We start from the raw sequence: 21,255 nt of genomic DNA, 5'->3' as shown, positions 1-21,255 counted from the left end.
CGAATTCAGAGGGTTCTGCCATGCGGCACGCGAGAAAGCAGTTAGAGTAGCGGCGCTGCCGTAAGCACTGCCTGGAGAAGAAAAGTAATGTCTGGGAACGATCGCGAACCAATAGGGCGCAAAGGTAAACCGTTGCCGCCGCGCAGCAGTGCGGGCCGGGGACGACGCAGGGATATCGAACAGGATATCGATCAGGACGATTTTAATGATGACGAGGAGGAAGCGCCGGTGCCACGTAAAGGTAAAGGTGGAAAACCGCCGCGCGGCAAACGCCGTTGGCTGGGATGGTTAATTAAACTGTTCCTGGTGTTTGTGGTGGTCATGGTCGCATGGGGCATCTACCTCGACTCGGAAATTCGCAGCCGTATTGACGGTAAAGTGTGGCAACTGCCCGCCACCGTCTATGGCCGCATGGTCAGCCTGGAACCGGGCATGGCCTACAACAAAAGTGAAATGGTAGCGCTGCTGGAAGGAACTCAGTATCGCGAAGTCTCACGAATTACCCGCCCTGGCGAGTTTTCGGTGAAGGGCAACACCATCGATCTGCTGCGTCGCCCGTTTGATTTCCCCGACAGTAAAGAGGGGCAGATCCACGCGCGCATGAGTTTCACGAAAGATGAGCTGAGCGAGATTAAAAACCTCGAAACCGGCCGTGATTTTGGCTTTTTCCGCCTCGATCCGCGCCTGATCACTATGCTGCAGTCGCCAAATGGTGAACAGCGTCTCTTCGTGCCACGCGCTGGTTTCCCGGATCTGCTGGTCGATACGCTGATTGCCACCGAAGATCGGCATTTCTATGAGCATGATGGCATCAGCCCGTACTCCATTGGTCGCGCCTTCCTGGCGAATATTACGGCCGGGAAAGCGGTGCAGGGCGGCAGTACGCTGACGCAACAGCTGGTGAAGAACCTGTTCCTCACCAACGAGCGCTCGCTGTGGCGTAAAGCGCGTGAAGCCTATATGGCTGTGATCATGGATGCGCGCTATAGCAAAGATCGTATCCTGGAGCTCTACCTGAATGAGGTCTATCTCGGTCAGGCAGGTAGCGATCAGATTCGCGGTTTCCCGCTGGCGAGCCTCTACTATTTTGGCCGCCCGGTTGATGAGCTCAGCCTCGATCAGCAGGCGATGCTGGTCGGTATGGTGAAAGGCGCGTCGCTCTATAACCCGTGGCGCAACCCGAAACTGGCGCTGGAACGACGCAACCTGGTGCTGCGACTGTTGCAGCAGCAGAAAGTGATCGACCAGGAGCTGTATGACATGCTGTCGGCGCGTCCACTGGGCGTGCAGCCTAAAGGCGGAGTCATCACGCCGCAGCCTGCCTTTATGCAGATGGTGCGTAACGAGCTTCAGGCGAAACTGGGCGACAAGATAAAAGATCTCTCCGGCGTGAAGATCTTCACCACGCTGGATCCGGTGTCGCAGGATGCGGCCGAAAAAGCGGTAGTTGATGGCATTCCGACGCTGAAAAAACAGCGTGGCCTGAAAGATCTGGAAACCGCGATGGTGGTCGTTGACCGTTTCAGCGGTGAAGTCCGTGCTATGGTCGGCGGTGCAGATCCGCAGTACGCCGGTTACAACCGCGCGCTGCAGGCGCGGCGATCTATCGGTTCACTGGCGAAACCGGCGACCTACCTTACCGCGCTGAGCCAGCCAAACAGCTACCGCCTGAACAGCTGGATCGCGGATGAGCCTATTGCACTGAAGCAGCCCAACGGCAGCATCTGGAAACCGATGAATGACGACCGTCGCTTCAGTGGAAAAGTGATGCTGGTGGATGCGCTGACCAACTCCATGAACGTGCCGACGGTTAACCTTGGTATGACGCTGGGGCTGGATGCGGTGGTCGATACCTGGAGTAAGCTGGGTGTGCCGAAAGAGCAGCTTCATCCGGTTCCGGCGATGCTGCTGGGTGCCATGAACCTGACGCCGGTTGAAGTGGCGCAGGCGTTCCAGTCGATCGCCAGCGGCGGTAACCGCGCATCATTGTCTGCGGTGCGTTCGGTGATTGCAGAAGATGGCAGTGTGCTCTATCAGAGCTATCCGCAGGCAGAGCGTGTTGAACCGGCGCAGGCGGCTTATCTGACGCTTTACACCATGCAGCAGGTGGCTGATCACGGTACCGCCCGTGCGCTGGGCGCGCGCTTCCCGAAGGCGCATCTGGCCGGTAAAACCGGTACCACCAACGACCTGGTAGACAGCTGGTTTGCCGGTATTGATGGCAAAGAAGTGGCGATTACCTGGGTGGGACGCGATAACAACCAGCCGACCAAACTCTATGGGGCCAGTGGTGCGATGCAACTCTACCGCCGCTATCTGGACATCCAGGCGCCAATGCCGTTGCAGCTGACGCCACCGGAAGATGTGTCGATGATGAATGTGGATTCGGCCGGTAACTTTGTCTGTGGAACGGGCAGCAGCACCTGGCGTTCTCTGCCGGTATGGGCGCTGGATCCGAACGCGCTGTGTCAGCAACAGCAGCAGCAGGTTCAGCAGCAGCAACAGCTGTTCGATCAGCAACAACAGCAACAGCAGCCGCAACAACCAGTCCAGCAACCGCAGGAGCAGAAAGACAGCGACGGCGTAGCAGGCTGGATTAAAGATATGTTTGGCAAATAGATCAGTCAGACAGGCTAAAAGGGCGCTTCGGCGCCCTTTTTTTGTTTCTGATCAATACGCGTTAATCGCCCTGCAAACGGCGTCACTACTGGGATTTCTTCTTGCAGTGCCCGCTGAAGTTCGCATATTATCTAATCCGTTATAATAATCATTATCGTTTCGATTCGCTCTCCTGAGCCTTTTTAAGAGACACCTTTTTATGAATGCGCGAACGACTTTTGCAGACAACACCAAAAAAACATTTTCCCGACCGCTTCTGGGCGTCATGATCTCACTAAGCCTGAGCACCTCGCTTTACGCCGCACAGCCGGAGACCATGGTGGTCTCGGCGGATGGCGGCAGCGGTGTTGAGGCGGAAAGCGCCTGGGGCCCGGCACCGACCGTGGCAGCGAAACGCAGCGCCACCGGCACCAAAACCGATACGCCGATTGAAAAAAATCCGCAGTCTGTCTCCGTGGTCACCCGCGAAGAGATGGAAATGCGCAACGTGACCAGCGTGAAAGGGGCGTTTAACTACACGCCTGGCGTGCTGACCGGTAACCGTGGCAGCTCAGATGTGATTGATGCATTGTCGATTCGCGGCTTCAGCGAAACTAATACCAATCAGTATATGGATGGCCTGAAACTGCAGGGTGATAACTACTCTGAGTTTGCTATCGATCCTTATTTCCTGGAGCGCGCCGAATTGCTGCGCGGTCCGGTATCGGTACTCTACGGCAAAAGCAATCCTGGCGGAGTGGTCTCGCTGGTGAGCAAGCGTCCGACCCAGGAAACCCTGCGCGAAGTGCAGTTCCAGATGGGCAACGATAACCTCTTCTCGACCGGCTTTGACTTTGGCGGCGCGCTGGATGATGACGGTGTCTACAGCTATCGCCTGACCGGTCAGGCGCGCAGTCAGGATGCGCAACAGGCGATGAACAAAGAGAAGCGCTACACCATCGCACCGGCTTTCAGCTGGCGTCCCGACGATCGTACTCGCGTTGACCTGCTGACCTATTTCCAGAACGAGCCAGAAACCGGCTATTACGGCTGGCTGCCGCGTCAGGGCACTGTGGTGCCGATCACCCGTGCCGATGGCAGCCAGTACAAGCTGCCGACCAACTTCGATGAAGGCGAGCAGAGCAACAAGATTTCACGCACCACCAAAATGGTGGGCTATAACGCCGAGCACAGCCTCAACGACACCTGGACGTTGCGCCAGAACCTGCGTTACGCCGACCTGCGCACCGATTACCGCAGTATCTATGGCAATGGGTTTACCCCGGAGACTCAGGAAATTACCCGTGGTTCGGCGGTCTCCCATGAGAAGCTCAACCAGTTGGCGGTCGATACCCAGGCGCAGGCGAAGTTTGCTACCGGCCAGGTTGATCATACGCTGCTGCTGGGCGTAGATTATCAGCGAACACGTAATGATATTGATGCAGCATTTGGTAGCGCTGCTCCTCTGAATGCTATTAATCCGCAGTACGGTAATGATGCAAATGTTGGAACTCCTTTCCCTTATCAGTACCTGAATAAGCAGGAGCAGACCGGCCTGTATTCGCAGGATCAGATGGAATGGAATCAATGGGTTCTGACCCTGGGTGGCCGCTACGACTATGCCATGACATCCGCGTTTAATCGTAACGAAGATACTGAAGTTAAAAATCACGATCAGGCTTTCACCTGGCGGGGTGGTCTGAACTATGTCTTCGACAATGGCATCGCACCTTATTTCAGCTATAGCGAATCCTTTATTCCTACTGCAGGCACAACGTCTGATGGGCAGCCTTTTGATCCGTCCCGCGCGAAGCAGTATGAAGCGGGCGTGAAATATGTTCCCAAAGATCGTCCGGTGGTGCTGACCGCCGCAGTTTACCAACTGACTAAAACCAAAAACCTGACGGCTGACCCCGGTAATGTCAATTTCAGCGTTCAAAGCGGCGAAATCCGGTCGCGCGGCGTAGAGCTGGAAGCGAAAGCGGCGCTGAATGCCAACGTTAACCTGACGGCGTCCTACACCTATACCGATGCGGAATATACCGAAGATACGCAGCTGAAAGGCAGAACGCCGGTGAGCGTCCCTAAAAATATGGCCTCACTGTGGAGCGACTACACCTTCCACGAGACAGCCCTTTCGGGCGTGACAGTGGGCGCGGGTGTGCGTTATGTCGGCGAGAGCCAGGGTCTCTATAGCACTGGCACCGAGCAGAACCAGAACTTTAAGGTTGCCGGTTACACCACGGTGGATGCGGCGCTGAAATATGACCTCGGTCGTTTCGGTCTGCCTGGCTCGACGGTGGGCGTTAACGTCAACAATCTGTTCAACCGCGACTATGTCGCCAGCTGCTACCGTGAATACGCCTGCTACTGGGGCGCGGAGCGTAAGATTGTCGGCACCGCGACCTTCAGATTCTGATTTAACCGGGCGCTTCGGCGCCCGTTGTTCACAGGAATAATCATGCCGCATCCGCACGCAGAAGAGGCGACTTTTACGCTGGCAAACGCCAGTTTTGAGGTGCCCGGCCGCACTCTCCTTCAGCCACTCTCGCTGACCTTTCCACCCGGCAAAATGACCGCGCTGATTGGCCACAACGGTTCCGGTAAGTCGACGCTGTTGAAAATGCTGGGCCGTCATCACGTGGCCAGCAGCGGAGAAGTGCTGCTGAATCAGCAGCCGGTCGGGCGCTGGAACAGCAAAGCCTTTGCCCGCCAGGTGGCCTATCTGCCGCAGCAGTTACCGGCAGCGGAGGGGATGACGGTCCGGGAGCTGGTGGCGATTGGCCGCTATCCCTGGCACGGCGCGCTGGGGCGGTTTGGTCAGGATGACCGCGATCGGGTAGAGGATGCCATTGCACAGGTCGGACTCAAGCCCTTTGCCGGGCGACTGGTGGATAGCCTGTCGGGCGGTGAGCGTCAGCGTGCCTGGCTGGCGATGATGGTGGCACAGAACAGCCGCTGTCTGCTGCTGGATGAACCGACGTCGGCGCTGGATATCGCCCATCAGGTTGAGGTGCTGGCGCTGATAAAAGATCTGAGCCAGCAGCGCGGCTTAACCGTGATTGCGGTCCTGCACGATATCAATATGGCAGCACGCTACTGCGATCATCTGGTGGCATTGCGGCAGGGCACGATGATTGCTGAAGGTGATGCGGCGGCGATTATGCAGCCTGACGTGCTGGGTGCGATTTATGGTATCCCGATGGGCATTTTACCGCATCCGCAGGGCGGCGCGCCGGTCAGTTTTGTCTGTTAAGGAAAGGATAATGCCCGATCTTTATCGCCGCCGACTATTGCTGGCGCTGGCGGCCTCGCCACTGTTTTGTGCACTTCCCCTGCGTGCCGCCACGCCGAATCCGGGCCGGATTATTGCACTGGAGTGGCTCCCCACCGAACTGCTGATAGCATTAGGCGTCACGCCCTGGGGTGTGGCCGATCTGCACAACTACAACATCTGGGTCGGGGAGCCACCGCTGCCTGCGGGCGTGATCGATGTGGGCCTGCGCACCGAACCCAATCTTGAGCTGATGGCGCAAATGGAGCCGTCGCTGATCCTCTGTTCAAATGGCTACGGCCCGCCCAAAGAGAAACTAACCCGCATCGCGCCGATCATGGGCTTTGACCTTCACAGCGGCGACGGGAAACCCTTCACTGCCGCGCGCGCATCGCTGCATCAGCTGGCGGCGCGCCTTGGATTACGCGATCGGGCAGAGCAGCATCTGCGCGAGGTCGATGCGCAACTGGCAGAGGTCCGCGAGCGGCTGGCGCCCTATGCCGGACGCACGATTCTGCTGATGTCGCTGCTCGACAGCCGTCATGCCATTACCTTCGGCAAAAACAGTCTGTTCCTGGAAGTAATGACGTTGCTGGGCCTGAAAAATGGCTGGCAGGGCGAGACCAACTTCTGGGGCAGTGCAGTGATCGGCATTGAACAGCTGGCGCAGGCCGGAGATGTGGATGTCATCTGTTTCGATCATGACAACGACGTGGAGATGCAGCAGCTGATGCGCAGCCCGCTGTGGCAGGCCATGCCGTTTGTACGCACCGGACGCTTTCAGCGCGTCCCTGCGGTCTGGTATTACGGTGCTACGCTCTCGGCGCTGCACTTTGTTCGCGTGCTGGAACGCGCGCTGGAGATGCACTGATGCGACATGCTCTGTTTCCCGCAGGCCTCCTCAGCCTGCTGTTTCTGCTCTCGCTCAGCCTGACGCTGGTTAATTTTCACCAGGCGCTGCCACAGGAAGAGTGGTGGCAGGCATTCTGGTCACCGACGATCGATAGCCTGCCGCAGATGGTGTTTCACTACAGCCTGCTGCCGCGCACGGCGCTGGCGCTGCTGGTGGGCGCCGGGCTGGGTCTTGCCGGTCTGCTGTTTCAGCAGATATTGCGGAATCCGCTGGCCGAACCCACCACGCTGGGCGTCTCTTCCGGCGCACAGCTGGGCATTACCGTGGCGACGCTGTGGCATCTGCCGGGCGGCGCGCTGACACAGCAGTTTGCCGCGCTTGGCGGGGCGTTGCTGGTGGCCGCGCTGGTGTTTGGTGTGGCATGGGGCAAACGTCTGTCGCCAGTAACGTTGATTCTGGCCGGGCTTGTACTGAGCTTCTACAGCGGCGCGATAAATCAAATTTTCGCTATCTTCAATCACGATCAGCTGCAGAACATGTTTCTGTGGAGCACCGGCGTGCTGAATCAGATGAGCTGGGAAAATGTGCAGCAACTCTGGCCGCGCCTGCTGCTGGCATTTCTGCTGGCGCTGGCGCTGCTGCGTCCGCTGACGCTGATGGGGCTGGATGATGGTGTAGCAAAAAATCTGGGGCTGGCGCTCTCGGTGGCGCGTATCGGTGGCCTCGGGCTGGCAATCCTGCTCAGCGCACAGCTGGTGAATGTCGCCGGTATCATCGGCTTTATCGGGCTGTTTGCGCCGCTGCTGGCGAAGCTGCTGGGTGGAAGACGGCTCCTCAGCCGGATGCTGCTGGCACCGCTTACAGGCGCGCTGCTGCTGTGGCTGGCCGACAGTTGCGTGTTATGGCTCAGCACACACTGGCGCGATATCCCGACCGGCACGGCTACGGCGTTACTCGGCGTACCGATTCTGCTGTGGCTGCTGCCACGACTGCGTACGGGTTCGGTGCCGCCCGCTCTGAATCAGGGCGACAGCGTACCCGCCGAGCGACAGAACCTGCTGCGCTGGACGTTGGCTGGTCTCGCTGTTCTGGCCCTGCTGGCGTGGGGTGGTCTGGCGTTCGGGCGTGATGCGCAAGGCTGGACCGGGTCAGCGGGCGAGATGCTGCAGTCGCTGCTGCCGTGGCGCGCACCGCGCGTGCTGTCTGCGCTGGTGACCGGCCTGATGCTGGGCGTGGCGGGGAGCCTGATTCAGCGGCTGACCGGCAATCCCATGGCCAGCCCGGAAGTGCTGGGCATCAGTTCAGGTGCCGCGTGTGGTGTCGTCATCATGATGTTCTTTGTGCCGGGCGATGCGATGGCATGGCTGTTGCCCGCCGGTGCGATGGGGGCTGCGCTGACACTGCTGGTGATCATGGCGGTAGCCAGTCGTGGCGGCTTCTCGCCAGAGCGGATGCTGCTGGCGGGTATGGCGCTTAACAGCGCCTTTGTCACCCTGCTGATGCTGCTGCTCGCGAGTGGCGATCCGCGTATGGGTGGGCTTCTGAGCTGGATCTCCGGCTCAACCTATAACATCAGCGGCAGTCAGGCGATTCAAAGCGCAGTGTGTGCGCTGTTACTGGTTTCGCTGGCACCGCTGGCGAGTCGCTGGCTGACACTGCTGCCGCTGGGAAGTGCCACCGCACGCTCGGCCGGCATGGCGTTAACCCCCGCGCGGCTGAGCCTGCTGCTGCTGGCGGCCGCGCTGACCGCCAGCGCGACGCTGACTATCGGTCCGCTGAGTTTTGTCGGACTCATGGCGCCGCATATGGCACGTATGCTGGGGTTCCGGCGCGCTTTGCCGCAACTGCTGCTATCGGGATTGCTGGGCGCAGGATTGATGGTGCTGGCTGACTGGTGCGGGCGGATGCTGGCATTTCCGGATCAAATCCCAGCCGGGCTGATGGCGACGTTTTTAGGTGCGCCTTACTTTATCTGGCTGCTACGGCGTTCAGGTTAACAAAAAGACCGGCTGCTGCCGGTCTTCATCTTTAATGCTGCCGAAATTACAGCTTCGCGAAACAACGACGCGCGGCGTCGACAGTGCGCTGAATATCTTCTTCGCTATGAGCCAGCGACATAAAGCCCGCTTCATAAGCCGATGGCGCAAAGTAAACGCCTTCCTCCAGCATCAGATGGAAGAAGGTTTTAAAGCGCTCCACATCGCAGCGGGTCACATCAGCATAACAGGTCACGCTGTCAGCATCGGTGAAGAACAGGCCGAACATCCCGCCAACATGGTTAATCACCAGCGGGATATTTTGCTGTTGGGCTGCTTCGCGCAGACCTTCTGCCAGCTTGCGGGTCAGAGCATCCAGTTTGTCGTGAGTGCCAGGCTGCGCGATCTGCGTCAGGCAGGCAAAACCGGCCGCCATAGCGATCGGGTTGCCGGAAAGCGTTCCTGCCTGATAAACCGGGCCGGTTGGAGCCAGCGCGGCCATGACTTCGCGACGGCCACCAAATGCACCGACTGGCATCCCGCCACCGATAATTTTGCCGAGGCAGGTTAAGTCAGGACGCACATTGTAGTGAGCCTGCGCGCCACCCAGCGCCACACGGAAACCGGTCATCACTTCATCGATAATCAGCAGCGCGCCGAACTCATCACAGAGCGCGCGCAAGCCTGGCAGAAACGCCGGCTGCGGCGGGATGCAGTTCATGTTGCCAGCGACCGGCTCGACAATAATGGCAGCGATGGCATCAGGATATTGCTCGAAGGCGCTGCGCACTGAGCCGAGATCGTTAAAGGTACAGGTCAGGGTATGTTTAGCGAAATCTGCCGGTACGCCAGGCGAGTTTGGCTGACCCAGCGTCAGGGCACCTGAACCGGCCTTCACCAGCAGATGGTCGGCATGACCGTGGTAGCAGCCTTCAAACTTGATGATTTTATCGCGGCCGGTAAAGCCACGCGCCAGACGGATCGCGCTCATCGTCGCTTCGGTGCCGGAGTTAACCATCCGCACCATCTCCATGCTCGGCACCAGCTCACACACCAGTTGCGCCATGGTCACTTCCATTTCGGTCGGTGCGCCAAAGCTCAGTCCGCGCTGTGCCGCTTCGATCACCGCATTACGGATCGCCACGTTGTTATGACCCAGCACCATCGGACCCCATGAGCCGACATAGTCGATATAGGCTTTGCCATCGGCGTCATAAAGATACGCGCCATCGGCATGTTCAATAAACAGTGGAACGCCGCCCACACCGGTAAATGCGCGTACTGGCGAGTTTACCCCACCCGGGATCAGGCGTTGTGCCTCGGCAAACAGTTGTTCGGACTTACTCATTTTCGGCTCCAGCGTTTCAGAAAAATATTGCGCCATTCTACGGAAGAGGGGCAGCAGACGAAAGGTGGTTTCACCCGTAGCGTCCTTATCAGAGGTGAAAGCGGCACAGAGTGCGAAGGGCAGAGCTTGATTGCGCTGAAGTGCTGACTGATAATAGCGTCATTAAGGTCGTTTTCTGACCTGGGCGTTTACCGGAGTAAAACATGAGTGATGAAGTAGTAGCACTGCCGTTGCAGTTTACCGACGCCGCAGCCACCAAGGTGAAGAACCTGATTGCCGACGAAGAGAATCCGGCGCTGAAACTTCGCGTCTACATCACCGGTGGCGGTTGCAGTGGTTTCCAGTATGGTTTCACCTTTGACGACCAGATTAACGATGGCGACATGATGATTGAAAAGCAGGGCGTCTCGCTGGTGGTTGACCCGATGAGCCTGCAATATCTGGTGGGAGGGTCGGTGGATTACACGGAAGGCCTGGAAGGATCGCGCTTTATCGTGACTAACCCGAATGCCAAAACCACCTGTGGCTGTGGCTCTTCCTTCAGTATCTGATAACGCAGGCCGTCACTCTGACGGCCTCGTTTACCATTCTATTGTGACCAGCCGGTTACTCTGCTTCAGACTTCCCTGCGATTGAATCTGACTATGGGTGACGCGTGGCTGCGCGCCTGGCTGTCTGCCGCAGTTGATCTGCGGCGCGAGCTGACCGTTAGCCGTGTTGATTTCACAGCGTGAATAGATGACAAGCCTGGCGCCTATAGAGCCATTTATCGATCCCGCAAATGCAGGTCCGGTGATCGTTAGCCCTATGGCCAGCAGCAGTGCTCTGGTCATATAAGGTTCCTGGTGTTTTAAAAGCGCCGTGGCGCTAAAAGGACGGTGAGCATACGTGGCCCGTTCGTCTCTGGTATTGATTAACGGCAAAAAGTGCAGTGACTTTAATCAATTCGCCGATTTATTCATCGGGATGCAGGGCCGCACAGAGTTGCTGCGCCGCCAGCAGCAATCGCGGGCCTGGCCGGCTCAGCCAGTCTTCGTTGATGGCGATCACCGGCACGGCAAGCTGAGGTCGCCAGAATGCACGGATGTTCTCCGCCTGCTGCGCACCGCCCGCGGTCACCACGACCTGAGGATGGCGCATCAGGACCTGCTCACGGCTGACCTGCGGCCAGCTGACGCGACTGTCAGCAAAGATATTTCTGCCGCCGCACAATGTAATAATTTGATTCTGCAGCGTGGCTCTGGCGGCGGTGAATAACGGCTGCTGACCAAACTGCAAAAAAAGTGGAACCGCAGTCAGATGAGCATAGCGCTGTCGCAATACGGCCTCCTGCTCACGCAGCTGTCGGGCCGCACTGGCGGCCTGCTCCGGTCTGGGGCTCCAGCGCCCCAGCCCGGCCAGTGCCGTGAACATCTCATCCAGCGTTAGCGGATCAATCCATTTAACCGGCACGCCGAGCTGCAACAACTGATCAATCTGTCGCTGCGGATTACCGCCACGCCAGGCTAAAACCAGATCCGGCTTGAGCTGCAGGATACGTTCGGCTTTGATGCCCTGCCAGTTAGCGACCTGTTCAATCTTTTTCGCCTGTGGCGGATAGTCAGACCAGGCGCTCACCGCAATCGGGGTAATCCCGGCAGCAAAGGCGAGTTCGGTAAGGTGAGGGGCGAGGGTGACAACACGGGGTGGGGAAGCGAGCAGGCTGCCGCTCAACAGCAGCAGCCAGCAGAACAGGAGCCTTTTAGCCACGCGCCAGATGCGCCAGCAGGTTCTCCACCAACAGCGAAGATTGCTTCGCTGCAACGCTTAAGAACTCATCAAAGCTGAGGTGCGATTCTTTATCGGCCACGTCGGAAATCGCGCGCACCACCACAAACGGCACCTGGAACTGATGACAGACGTGACCGATAGCGGTCGCTTCCATCTCAACGGCAATGGCCTGCGGGAACAGATTACGAATGCGTGTCAGTGGTTCGGCACCATTGATAAAGGCATCACCGCTCACTACCAGACCGCGAACAGCATTCAGGTCCAGCTGTTTAATGCAGGCTTCTGCCGCCGCGATAAGCTTGCTGTCTGCCACAAACGCGGCCGGACAGCCCGCCATCTGACCCGGCTCGTAACCAAAAGCAGTGACGTCAGCATCGTGATAACGCACTTCATCTGACACCACGATATCACCGACGTTGAGTGACGGCGCTAAACCGCCCGCCGACCCGGTGTTAATTACCACATCCGGCTTGCAGAGTTGCAGCAGCAGCGTGGTACCCAGCGCGGCAGAGGTTTTACCAATGCCCGATTTCAGCAGTGCCACTTCAACGCCCTGCAGGGTGCCGGTATAGATTTCACAACCCGCCAGTGTCAGCGTTTGACGGTTTTCAATTTTGTCGCGTAGCAATGTGACTTCCTGCTCCATCGCGCCAATAATGCCTGCTTTCATAGTGAGTTCCGCTAATGTAAAGAATCAAAAATTAGGGCATAGTCTACCATGGCATTCAGGGGATTAATTCACCAAAAAGTAAGGGGTAATTCATGTCGGCGATCAATTTCAGGAAGAAGATCAGCTTCTCGCGCCCTTATAACAGTCGAAAAGATCCGGAAGGCGAATATTACATTACCCGCCATTTTGAGAGCGACCGTGGACGGATTATCAACTCCGCCGCTATCCGGCGTCTGCAGCAGAAAACCCAGGTCTTTCCACTGGAGCGCAACGCCGCCGTCCGCTCGCGCCTGACACACTCGCTGGAGGTGCAACAGACCGGGCGCTACATCACCAAAGAGATTCTGCAAACCCTGAAGATGCAGGGCGGGCTGGCGCAGTATGGTCTTGATGAGATGGAAGGCGCATTTGAAAGTCTGATTGAGATGGCATGCCTGCTGCATGATGTCGGTAATCCGCCGTTTGGCCATTTTGGCGAAGCGGCCATTAACGACTGGTTTGAAGAAAATCTCTCTGCTGAACTGGTTGATCCGCTGGTGGCGGGCGTGGAAGGAGAAGAACAGCGGAAAGCCTTTGATCAACTGAATGCCATGATCCGCCAGGATCTCTGTCATTTCGAGGGCAACGCGCAGGCCATTCGCATGGTGCATACGCTGCTGCAACTCAATCTCAGTTATTCTCAGGTTGCCTGCATCCTGAAATATACGGCGCCCGCGTGGTGGCAGGGGGAAAAGCCTGGCGAATTTAGCGCCTTAATGAAGAAACCCGGCTTTTATCTTTCTGAGCAGGATTATATTGCGGATTTGCGTGCTGCTACCAATATGGAAGAACATCATCGCTTTCCGCTCACCTATATAATGGAAGCTGCGGATGATATCTCCTATTGTATTGCCGATTTGGACGACGCTGTAGAAAAAGATATCTTTAATGTTGAGAGTTTGTTTGAGTTTCTCAATAAAGCCTGGGGGCCGGTTAAAAATAATGACGCTTTCAGCCGGACTATTGGCGAAGCCTGGCGTGAAGCCTGCAGTAAAAAACGCCGAAGCCGCAGCGATCAGTTTTTTATGTCATTACGCGTAAATGTTCAGAGTGTGTTGGTAAGTTACGCTGTAAAACGTTTCGTTGATAATCTGCCTGCGATATTCGACGGAAGTTTCAATCATGCACTTCTGGAAGATGAGGGTGAAGAGGGCCGCTTACTTCAACTGTTTAAAACCGTTGCGCGCCAGCAGGTCTTTAACCATTCCGAAGTTGAGCAACTGGAGTTGCAGGGATACCGGGTGATTAAAGGACTGCTGGAGATCTATCAGCCGCTGATGCGCCTGAATTATGAAGCCTTTACCACGCTGATAAATGAAGATTTCCTGCGACAGCATCCCATTGAAACCCGACTTTTCCATAAGCTTTCCGGTAAACACCGAAAAGCCTATTTGCATAAAATGCGTACTCTGGTGGTTGAGCATAAATATCAGCGGCTGTTGTGGGAACGTTATTATCGCTTCCGGCTGATTCAGGATTATATCAGTGGGATGACCGATCTCTATGCCTGGGATGAGTACCGGCGGTTAATGGCAGTAGAATAAGCCGCCGATTGTAAAGAGCGCGAATAAATTTTTACCTTTGCCTTAAACTTTTAAAGGAACTTCGCGCTAAAACATTTATCTCACCCTTCGACCACAGCAATGGTCTGAACAGTAATCTCATCGAGAAACGAAAAATGAAAAAAAAGACTTTAGTGTTAAGTGCGCTTGCGTTGAGCCTGAGCATGGCGCTCGCCCCTGTTACTGTTTTTGCTGCGCAAACGGCCTCTTCCGATAGCCAGCAACTCCCAAGTCTGGCACCCATGCTGGAAAAAGTAATGCCGTCTGTGGTCAGTATCAGCGTCGAGGGCACCACCACGGTGAAAACGCCGCGCATGCCGCAGCAGTTTCAGCAATTCTTTGGCGATAATTCGCCATTCTGTCAGGACGGCTCTCCGTTCCAGGGTTCACCCATGTGCCAGAGCGGTGACGGTGCGGGCGGTAATGGCGGCGCACCTGCCCCTGATACTCAGCAGGAAAAATTCCGTGCTCTGGGATCAGGTGTCATCATCAACGCTGAAAAAGGCTACGTGGTAACCAACAACCACGTGGTGAATAACGCCACCAAAATTCAGGTGCAACTCAGCGATGGTCGTCGCTATGACGCAAAAGTGATCGGTAAAGATCCCAGCTCTGACATTGCACTGGTCCAGCTGCAGCAAGCTAAAAATCTGACCGCTGTAAAAATTGCTGACTCTGACAATCTGCGCGTCGGTGATTACACTGTGGCGATCGGCAACCCGTATGGTCTGGGTGAAACCGTGACCTCCGGTATCGTCTCGGCGCTGGGACGCAGCGGCCTGAACGTGGAAAACTATGAAAACTTTATCCAGACGGATGCGGCGATTAACCGGGGTAACTCCGGCGGGGCACTGGTTAACCTCAACGGTGAACTGATCGGGATTAATACCGCCATTCTGGCGCCGGATGGTGGCAATATCGGTATCGGCTTTGCTATCCCAAGCAATATGGTGAAAAATCTGACGGCTCAGATGGTTGAGTTTGGTCAGGTGAAACGCGGTGAGCTGGGGGTACAGGGAACTGAACTGAACTCCGAGCTGGCAAAAGCGATGAAGGTCGATGCGCAGCGCGGTGCTTTTGTCAGCCAGGTGCTGCCAGACTCGGCGGCTGCTAAAGCGGGTATCAAAGCGGGTGACGTGATTGTTTCGATGAACGGCAAGCCGCTGAGCAGCTTTGCTTCGCTGCGCGCAGAAGTAGGTTCACTGCCGGTTGGCACCACCCTGAAACTGGGCCTGCTGCGTGATGGCAAACCGGTCGATGTCTCTGTTCAGTTGCAGCAGAGTAGTCAGGCAAAAGTACAATCCGCCACCATTTACACTGGCATTGAAGGGGCTGACCTCAGCAATGTTGAAACTGGCGATAAAGGTGTTCGCATTGATAATGTGAAAGCGGGCAGTGCCGCAGCGCGTATTGGCCTGAAAAAGGGTGACGTGATTCAGGGCGTTAACCAGCAGCCGGTTACCAACCTGGGCGAACTGCGGAAAGTCCTCGACACTAAGCCGTCTGTTCTGGCGCTGAATGTGAAACGCGGTGACAGCAGCATCTATCTGCTGATGCAGTAACTTAACAATAATTGATGAAGAGGCGGACTGCGGTCCGCTTTTTTTATGCCTGCTTTCTGCCACATCATAGTGTGACATCCACCGCAAATTCGGTAAATGACCGCCCGGCTCTGTGCAATTGCACAATGTTCTGCGCGCGGTGCATGCGTATTCTGTTTCTCCCCCCTCTTTTCAGGAGTAATGGATGGCTACCTATCACCTTGATGCCCGACTGGCCCAGGATATTGTGGCACGCACCATGAAAATTATTGACAGCAATGTCAACGTGATGGATGCGCGCGGCCGGATTATCGGCAGCGGTGACCGGGAACGCATTGGGGAGTTGCACGAAGGTGCGCTGCTGGTGCTCTCTCAGGGGCGCATAGTGGACATCGATGAGGCGGTAGCGAAACATCTTCATGGCGTGCGGCCCGGCATTAACCTGCCGCTGCGCATTGATGGTGACATCGTGGGGGTGATAGGTCTGACTGGCGAGCCGTTGGCGCTGCGGCACTATGGCGAGCTGGTCTGCATGACCGCAGAGATGATGCTGGAGCAGGCGCGCCTGCTCCATATGCTGGCGCAGGACAGCCGTCTGCGTGAAGAGCTGGTGCTGAATCTGATCCGCAGCGATACCCTGTCGCCCCAGCTGACCGAATGGGCACAGCGGCTGGGCATCGATCTCAATCAGCCGCGTGTGGTCGCCGTGCTAGAGGTGGATAGCGGTCAGCTCGGCGTCGACAGCGCAATGTCAGAGTTACAGCAACTGCAAACGCTGCTGACCACACCGGAGCGCGATAATCTGATCGCTATCGTGTCACTGACCGAAATGGTGGTGCTGAAACCGGCCCTGAACGGGCACGGACGTTACGATCAGGATGATCATCGCCGCCGCGTTGAACAGTTGCTGCAGCGGATGAAAGAGAGCGGGCATCTTCGGATGCGTATCGCGCTGGGTAACTTCTTTACCGGGCCTGGCAGCATTGCACGCTCTTACCGGACGGCGCGCACCACCATGATGGTGGGCAAGCAACGAATGCCTGAAGTGCGCAGCTATTTTTATCAGGATCTGGTGCTGCCCGTGCTGCTTGATAGCCTTCGCGGTGGCTGGCAGGCTAATGAACTTGCCCGGCCACTGGCGAAACTCAAGAGTATGGATAACAACGGATTGCTGCGTCGCACGCTGATCGCCTGGTTTACCCACAATGTCCAGCCGAGCGCGACCGCGCGTGCGCTGTTTATTCATCGCAATACGCTGGAGTACCGGCTGAACCGCATTTCTGAACTGACCGGACTGAATCTGGGGCATTTTGACGACAGGCTCCTGCTCTATGTGGCTTTGCAACTGGATGAGCAGGGGTAGGGGGCAGATTTGGGGCATAAAAAAGGCCAGCAAAGCTGGCCTCTCTGGTCGGACAGGAAATTAACGGCTGTTACGGGTTAATTTTTCCAGATCCGATTCAATTTCAGTGATCTTGTGGGAAACCACGCTTTCCAGGTGACGCAGGTCATCCAGAATTTTGCGTTTCAGATCCACTTCAACCTGGTCACGCTGGCAAATCTGATCCAGTTCATCGATGACATAACGCAGATTCGGGCTGATTTCCTGAACTTCTTTGTAGCCCTGGGTCGCGTGATCGGCAACAACGGTTTTGCGTTGACGCGGATATTTGAATTTAACGCTCTTCGCGAAAAACTCGCCTTTATCTTTGCGGAAGTAGATCTTCAGAATGTCGTTATTGGCTTCCTGACGCAGGCTGTAGCGGTCAATGTCGTCCGGGTTACTGATACCTAAGCTTTTCAGATTGTCATACATAGCGTTGTTTCCATCAAAAGTGAGAAGCGCGCAGACTTGTTCATGACGTCCGTCAACTGTAGACATAAATAAGCGGGATGAACATTGCGCAACAGGATTTAACTGGCGCGGATTATGACCTGGATAAAAACTAAACGCACCAGTTAATTCGCGACGCGAAGCATGTTATTTGAGAATCACTGTAAAGAAAAGATGACGGGCTGGAAACCAGCCCGTTAGTTAAATCAGTCGATGGTACGCAGCAGTTCGTTGATACCGGTTTTGCCAAGCGTCTTTGCATCCACTTTCTTCACGATCACGGCGCAATAGAGGCTGTAGGTGCCATCTTTCGACGGCAGATTACCCGAGACCACGACGGAACCGGCAGGAACACGGCCATAATGCACTTCGCCAGTCTCGCGGTCATAGATTTTGGTACTCTGACCGATGTAAACGCCCATTGAGATCACGGAGCCTTCTTCAACAATCACGCCTTCAACGATTTCAGAACGTGCGCCGATGAAGCAGTTGTCTTCGATAATGGTCGGGTTTGCCTGCAGCGGTTCCAGCACGCCACCGATACCTACACCGCCAGAAAGGTGGACATTTTTACCAATCTGCGCACAGGATCCCACGGTCGCCCAGGTGTCCACCATGGTGCCTTCATCCACGAAGGCGCCGATATTGACGTAAGAAGGCATCAGCACCGTGTTGCGGGCGATATAAGCACCCTGACGCACAGCTGCAGGCGGCACGACGCGGAAACCCGCTTCTTTAAAACGCGCTTCGTCCCAGCCAGCAAATTTCATCGGGACTTTGTCATAAAAGCGGGTTTCTGACCCTTCCATCACCTGATTGTCATTGATGCGGAATGAGAGCAGTACTGCTTTCTTCAGCCACTGATGCGTTACCCACTCGCCGTCGATCTTCTCAGAAACGCGCAGTGCACCGCTATCCAGCAGGGAGATCACCTGGTTGATGGCATCACGGGTTTCGCTGTCAACACTGGCAGGAGTAATGTCAGCGCGACGTTCGAAGGCGGATTCAATAACGCTCTGTAACTGTTGCATATTTTTTTCCTGATCTGTCATGTTCGATGCCTGGCAATTGCCCGACACAAGTAAAGAGATTAATGTTTACAAATCGAGTCTGGTCACACTTTATCGTTTGGATTAAGGGCCTCTGTCAACCGTTGTTGCAACGCTTTACGCATTTCTTCGCCCAGCGCCTGACGTTCACTGTTGGCCAGAATAAACAAATCCTCGACCCGCTCGCCAATGGTGCTGATGCGTGCGCCGTGCAGCGACACACCCAGATCGGCAAAGACTTCACCGACCCGTGCCAGCAGGCCAGGCTGATCCAGTGCCACCAGTTCCAGGTAACTGCGACGGTCGGTATGTGTCGGCAGGAAATTGACTTCGGTATCCACGCTGAAATGCCGCAGTTTTGCTGACGGACGGCGGGTACGCGGCGGCACCCAGTCTGACTGAGTGATCGCCTGCTCCAGCGCCTGAATAATCATCGGATGGCGATCGGGCGATAGCGGGCTGCCATCCGGTTCCAGAACAATAAAGGTATCCATGGCCATGCCGTCCCGGCTGGTGAAGATCTGCGCGTCATGAACGCTGAGATTACGACGATCGAGTTCACCGGCCACGGCAGCAAACAGATGCGGACGATCGGGACTCCAGATAAATATTTCGGTCCCGCCGCGCGTGGCCTGTGGGCTGACCAGAACCAGCGGTTTTTTCAGATCGTGAACCAGCAGGTGGCGCGCATGCCACGCGATCTGATTCGGCGTATGCCGCAGGAAGTAGTCAGCGCGACAGCGATTCCAGATCTGATGCAGACGCTCTTCATCAATGTTGTCCATCCGCAGCAGCGCCAGAGCCTGTAAACGATGATGACGCACCCGTTCACGCAGATCCGGACTGTTTTCCATGCCGCGTCGCAGCTGCTTCTCGGTGGCGAAAAAGAGCTCGCGCAACAGGCTCTGCTTCCAGCTGTTCCACAGACTTTCGTTGGTGGCGCAGATGTCTGCCACGGTCAGGCAAACCAGATAGCGCAGCCGGTTTTCATTCTGCATCACCTCGGCAAACTGCTGGATCACCGTTGGGTCCTGAATATCGCGTCGCTGCGCCGTCACCGACATCAGCAGATGATGACGTACCAGCCAGGCCACTAACTGCGTTTCACGCGAATTCAGGCCATGCATTTCAGCGAAATCGAGCGCATCCTGCGCACCGAGAATAGAGTGATCGCCGCCGCGTCCTTTGGCTATGTCGTGTAGCAGCGCGGCCATCAGCAACAGTTCCTGCTGCGGCAGTCGTGGCCATAACTCGACGCACAGCGGATGCTGTGGACGGGTGCTTTCATTGGCAAAGCTTTCCAGCTTCTGCAGCACGCGAATGGTGTGCTCATCCACGGTGTAGGCGTGAAACAAATCGAACTGCATCTGTCCGACGATATGGCCCCACAGCGGCGTATAAGCCCACAGTACGCTGTAGCGATGCATCGGCACCAGCGCCCGGCTAACCGCGCCCGGATGGCGCAGAATCGACATAAAGGTTCGCCGCGCCTCCGGGATCTGGCACAGTGGTTGTTTGAGGTGGCGGCGTGCATGGCGCAGATGACGCAGCGTAGTGGAGTAGATCCCTTTGATGCTGTCGTTACGCACCATGACGTAAAACATGCGCAGAATCGCCTGCGGTTCGCGTGTGAACAGCGTCTCGTCGCGCAGGTCGATTAAATCGCCACGCAACTGGAAGTCGTCATCAATAGGCCGGGGCTTTTCGCTGGTGGAGAGCGCCAGAATCGCCTCATCAAACAGCTGCAGTAGCATCTGATTCAGTTCGCCGATACGTCGGGTGACGCGATAGAAATCTTTCATCATCCGCTCGACCGGCTCATTGCCTTCGCCCTGGTAATTCAGGCGCTGCGCGACACTGAGCTGGCGATCGAACAGCAGGCGGTTATCGTAGCGGGGCAGGGAAAGATGCAGGGCAAAGCGGATGCGCCAGAGAAACTCCTGACATTCGTTAAGTTCGCTGCGCTCCGCGTCAGTGAGGAATCCAAAGCCGACCATCTCATCCAGCGTGGTGGCACCAAAATGGCGTCGGGCAACCCATTGCAGCGTATGGATGTCGCGCAGGCCACCGGGGCTGCTTTTGATGTCCGGCTCCAGGTTATAGCTGGTGCCGTGGTAACGTTTGTGGCGCTCCTGCTGCTCTTCAATTTTGGCGGCAAAAAAGCAGGATGAAGGCCAGAAACCGTCACTGAAGATGTTTTTCTGCAACTCCAGAAATAGCGCCACGTCGCCGGTCAGCATCCGTGATTCAATCAGGTTAGTGGCAACGGTCAGGTCAGACAGTCCCTCCAGCAGACACTCTTCCAGCGTGCGGACGCTGTGGCCCACTTCCAGCTTGAGATCCCACATTAGCGTTAAGAGATCGCTGGTGCGTTGTGCAGCCTGTTCATCCAGCGGCTGGCGGCTGAGGATCAGGACATCAATATCAGAGAGCGGATGCAATTCGGCACGGCCATAGCCGCCCACGGCGACCAGCGCGATAGACGACATCTCATCAAAGCCAAAGAAGCGCCACAGGCGACGCAGTAGCCTGTCGATAAACAACGTGCGGGCATCAATGAGCGGCTCAACGGGTTCACCGGCATCAAACGCGGCAGCAAGATGCTGCTGAAACAGCTCCAGCCGCGGCTTCAGAATGTCGCGGATCAGTTGGTCGTCACCCCATTCGGCTGGCGAATCGACCAGACCGTTTTTCACATCTTCCGACAGACTCACGCTCATGCAGCTCTTCTCTTTTTTAGC

16 protein-coding genes are annotated in these 21,255 nt (G+C 56.4%); 9 read left to right on the top strand and 7 right to left on the bottom strand.

Going from position 1 to position 21,255, the window contains the following annotated elements; translation table 11 throughout:
- Positions 1 to 87: 87 nt before the first annotated feature.
- From mrcB to fhuB, 5 genes are all read left to right on the top strand, one after another.
- Positions 88 to 2,619: a bifunctional glycosyl transferase/transpeptidase gene (gene mrcB / locus ACR8BF_RS15525; RefSeq protein WP_434745236.1), complete on the top strand. Its 2,532-nt coding sequence runs from the start codon at positions 88 to 90 to the stop codon at positions 2,617 to 2,619.
- Between the two features lie 199 nt (positions 2,620 to 2,818).
- Complete coding sequence (gene fhuA, locus ACR8BF_RS15520) at positions 2,819 to 5,017, top strand: ferrichrome porin FhuA (protein WP_434745235.1); 2,199 nt, start codon at positions 2,819 to 2,821, stop codon at positions 5,015 to 5,017.
- Between the two features lie 42 nt (positions 5,018 to 5,059).
- Complete coding sequence (gene fhuC / locus ACR8BF_RS15515) at positions 5,060 to 5,854, top strand: Fe3+-hydroxamate ABC transporter ATP-binding protein FhuC (protein WP_292985577.1); 795 nt, start codon at positions 5,060 to 5,062, stop codon at positions 5,852 to 5,854.
- 10 nt (positions 5,855 to 5,864) lie between these two features.
- Positions 5,865 to 6,743 (top strand): Fe(3+)-hydroxamate ABC transporter substrate-binding protein FhuD, encoded by an 879-nt coding sequence (fhuD, locus tag ACR8BF_RS15510; RefSeq protein WP_434745234.1) that lies wholly within the window; start codon positions 5,865 to 5,867, stop codon positions 6,741 to 6,743.
- The gene (gene fhuB / locus ACR8BF_RS15505) at positions 6,743 to 8,722 is read left to right on the top strand and encodes a Fe(3+)-hydroxamate ABC transporter permease FhuB (protein ID WP_179897752.1); all 1,980 of its coding nucleotides are present in this window, start codon (positions 6,743 to 6,745) and stop codon (positions 8,720 to 8,722) included. Before fhuD ends, fhuB begins: the two co-directional genes overlap by 1 nt.
- A gap of 46 nt (positions 8,723 to 8,768) precedes the next feature.
- On the opposite strand, the gene hemL is transcribed toward fhuB, so the two are convergent.
- Entirely contained in the window at positions 8,769 to 10,049 is a 1,281-nt protein-coding gene (gene hemL / locus ACR8BF_RS15500) for a glutamate-1-semialdehyde 2,1-aminomutase (protein WP_179897754.1), read from the bottom strand.
- A gap of 203 nt (positions 10,050 to 10,252) precedes the next feature.
- On the opposite strand from hemL, the gene erpA reads away from it, so the two are divergent.
- A complete protein-coding gene (gene erpA / locus ACR8BF_RS15495) occupies positions 10,253 to 10,600 on the top strand; it encodes an iron-sulfur cluster insertion protein ErpA (RefSeq protein ID WP_179897756.1) in 348 nt (115 codons plus the stop codon).
- A 30-nt stretch (positions 10,601 to 10,630) separates the two neighbouring features.
- On the opposite strand, the gene ACR8BF_RS15490 is transcribed toward erpA, so the two are convergent.
- The 3 genes from ACR8BF_RS15490 to mtnN form a co-directional block, all read right to left on the bottom strand.
- Positions 10,631 to 10,882, bottom strand: coding sequence for a hypothetical protein (locus ACR8BF_RS15490; RefSeq protein ID WP_179897758.1), 252 nt, complete (start codon positions 10,880 to 10,882; stop codon positions 10,631 to 10,633).
- Positions 10,883 to 11,003: 121 nt separating this feature from the next.
- Positions 11,004 to 11,798, bottom strand: a complete 795-nt coding sequence (btuF, locus tag ACR8BF_RS15485) for a vitamin B12 ABC transporter substrate-binding protein BtuF (protein ID WP_179897760.1) — start codon at positions 11,796 to 11,798, stop codon at positions 11,004 to 11,006.
- A complete protein-coding gene (mtnN, locus tag ACR8BF_RS15480) occupies positions 11,791 to 12,489 on the bottom strand; it encodes a 5'-methylthioadenosine/S-adenosylhomocysteine nucleosidase (RefSeq protein WP_179897763.1) in 699 nt (232 codons plus the stop codon). Before mtnN ends, btuF begins: the two co-directional genes overlap by 8 nt.
- Positions 12,490 to 12,581: 92 nt before the next feature.
- On the opposite strand from mtnN, the gene dgt reads away from it, so the two are divergent.
- The 3 genes from dgt to ACR8BF_RS15465 all read left to right on the top strand — a co-directional run bounded on the left by dgt (position 12,582) and on the right by ACR8BF_RS15465 (position 16,994).
- Positions 12,582 to 14,072, top strand: coding sequence for a dGTPase (gene dgt, locus ACR8BF_RS15475; protein ID WP_292985593.1), 1,491 nt, complete (start codon positions 12,582 to 12,584; stop codon positions 14,070 to 14,072).
- Positions 14,073 to 14,206: 134 nt separating this feature from the next.
- Positions 14,207 to 15,652, top strand: coding sequence for a serine endoprotease DegP (gene degP, locus ACR8BF_RS15470; protein WP_434745233.1), 1,446 nt, complete (start codon positions 14,207 to 14,209; stop codon positions 15,650 to 15,652).
- Between the two features lie 184 nt (positions 15,653 to 15,836).
- Positions 15,837 to 16,994, top strand: a complete 1,158-nt coding sequence (locus tag ACR8BF_RS15465; protein ID WP_179897768.1) for a CdaR family transcriptional regulator — start codon at positions 15,837 to 15,839, stop codon at positions 16,992 to 16,994.
- A 60-nt stretch (positions 16,995 to 17,054) separates the two neighbouring features.
- On the opposite strand, the gene ACR8BF_RS15460 is transcribed toward ACR8BF_RS15465, so the two are convergent.
- The 3 genes from ACR8BF_RS15460 to glnD form a co-directional block, all read right to left on the bottom strand.
- Positions 17,055 to 17,447, bottom strand: coding sequence for a DUF3461 family protein (locus tag ACR8BF_RS15460; protein ID WP_008925632.1), 393 nt, complete (start codon positions 17,445 to 17,447; stop codon positions 17,055 to 17,057).
- Positions 17,448 to 17,671: 224 nt separating this feature from the next.
- On the bottom strand, positions 17,672 to 18,496 hold the full coding sequence (gene dapD / locus ACR8BF_RS15455) for a 2,3,4,5-tetrahydropyridine-2,6-dicarboxylate N-succinyltransferase (RefSeq protein WP_179897770.1): 825 nt from the start codon (positions 18,494 to 18,496) through the stop codon (positions 17,672 to 17,674).
- An 83-nt stretch (positions 18,497 to 18,579) separates the two neighbouring features.
- Positions 18,580 to 21,234: a bifunctional uridylyltransferase/uridylyl-removing protein GlnD gene (glnD, locus tag ACR8BF_RS15450; protein WP_179897771.1), complete on the bottom strand. Its 2,655-nt coding sequence runs from the start codon at positions 21,232 to 21,234 to the stop codon at positions 18,580 to 18,582.
- Between the last annotated feature and the right edge of the window lie 21 nt (positions 21,235 to 21,255).

Source organism: Candidatus Pantoea rara, from assembly GCF_051136265.1.
GTDB classification, from domain to species: Bacteria; Pseudomonadota; Gammaproteobacteria; order Enterobacterales; family Enterobacteriaceae; genus Pantoea; species Pantoea rara.
The sequence above is the reverse complement of the archived record's forward strand: the minus strand, read 5'-3'. Positions and strand labels throughout refer to the sequence as shown.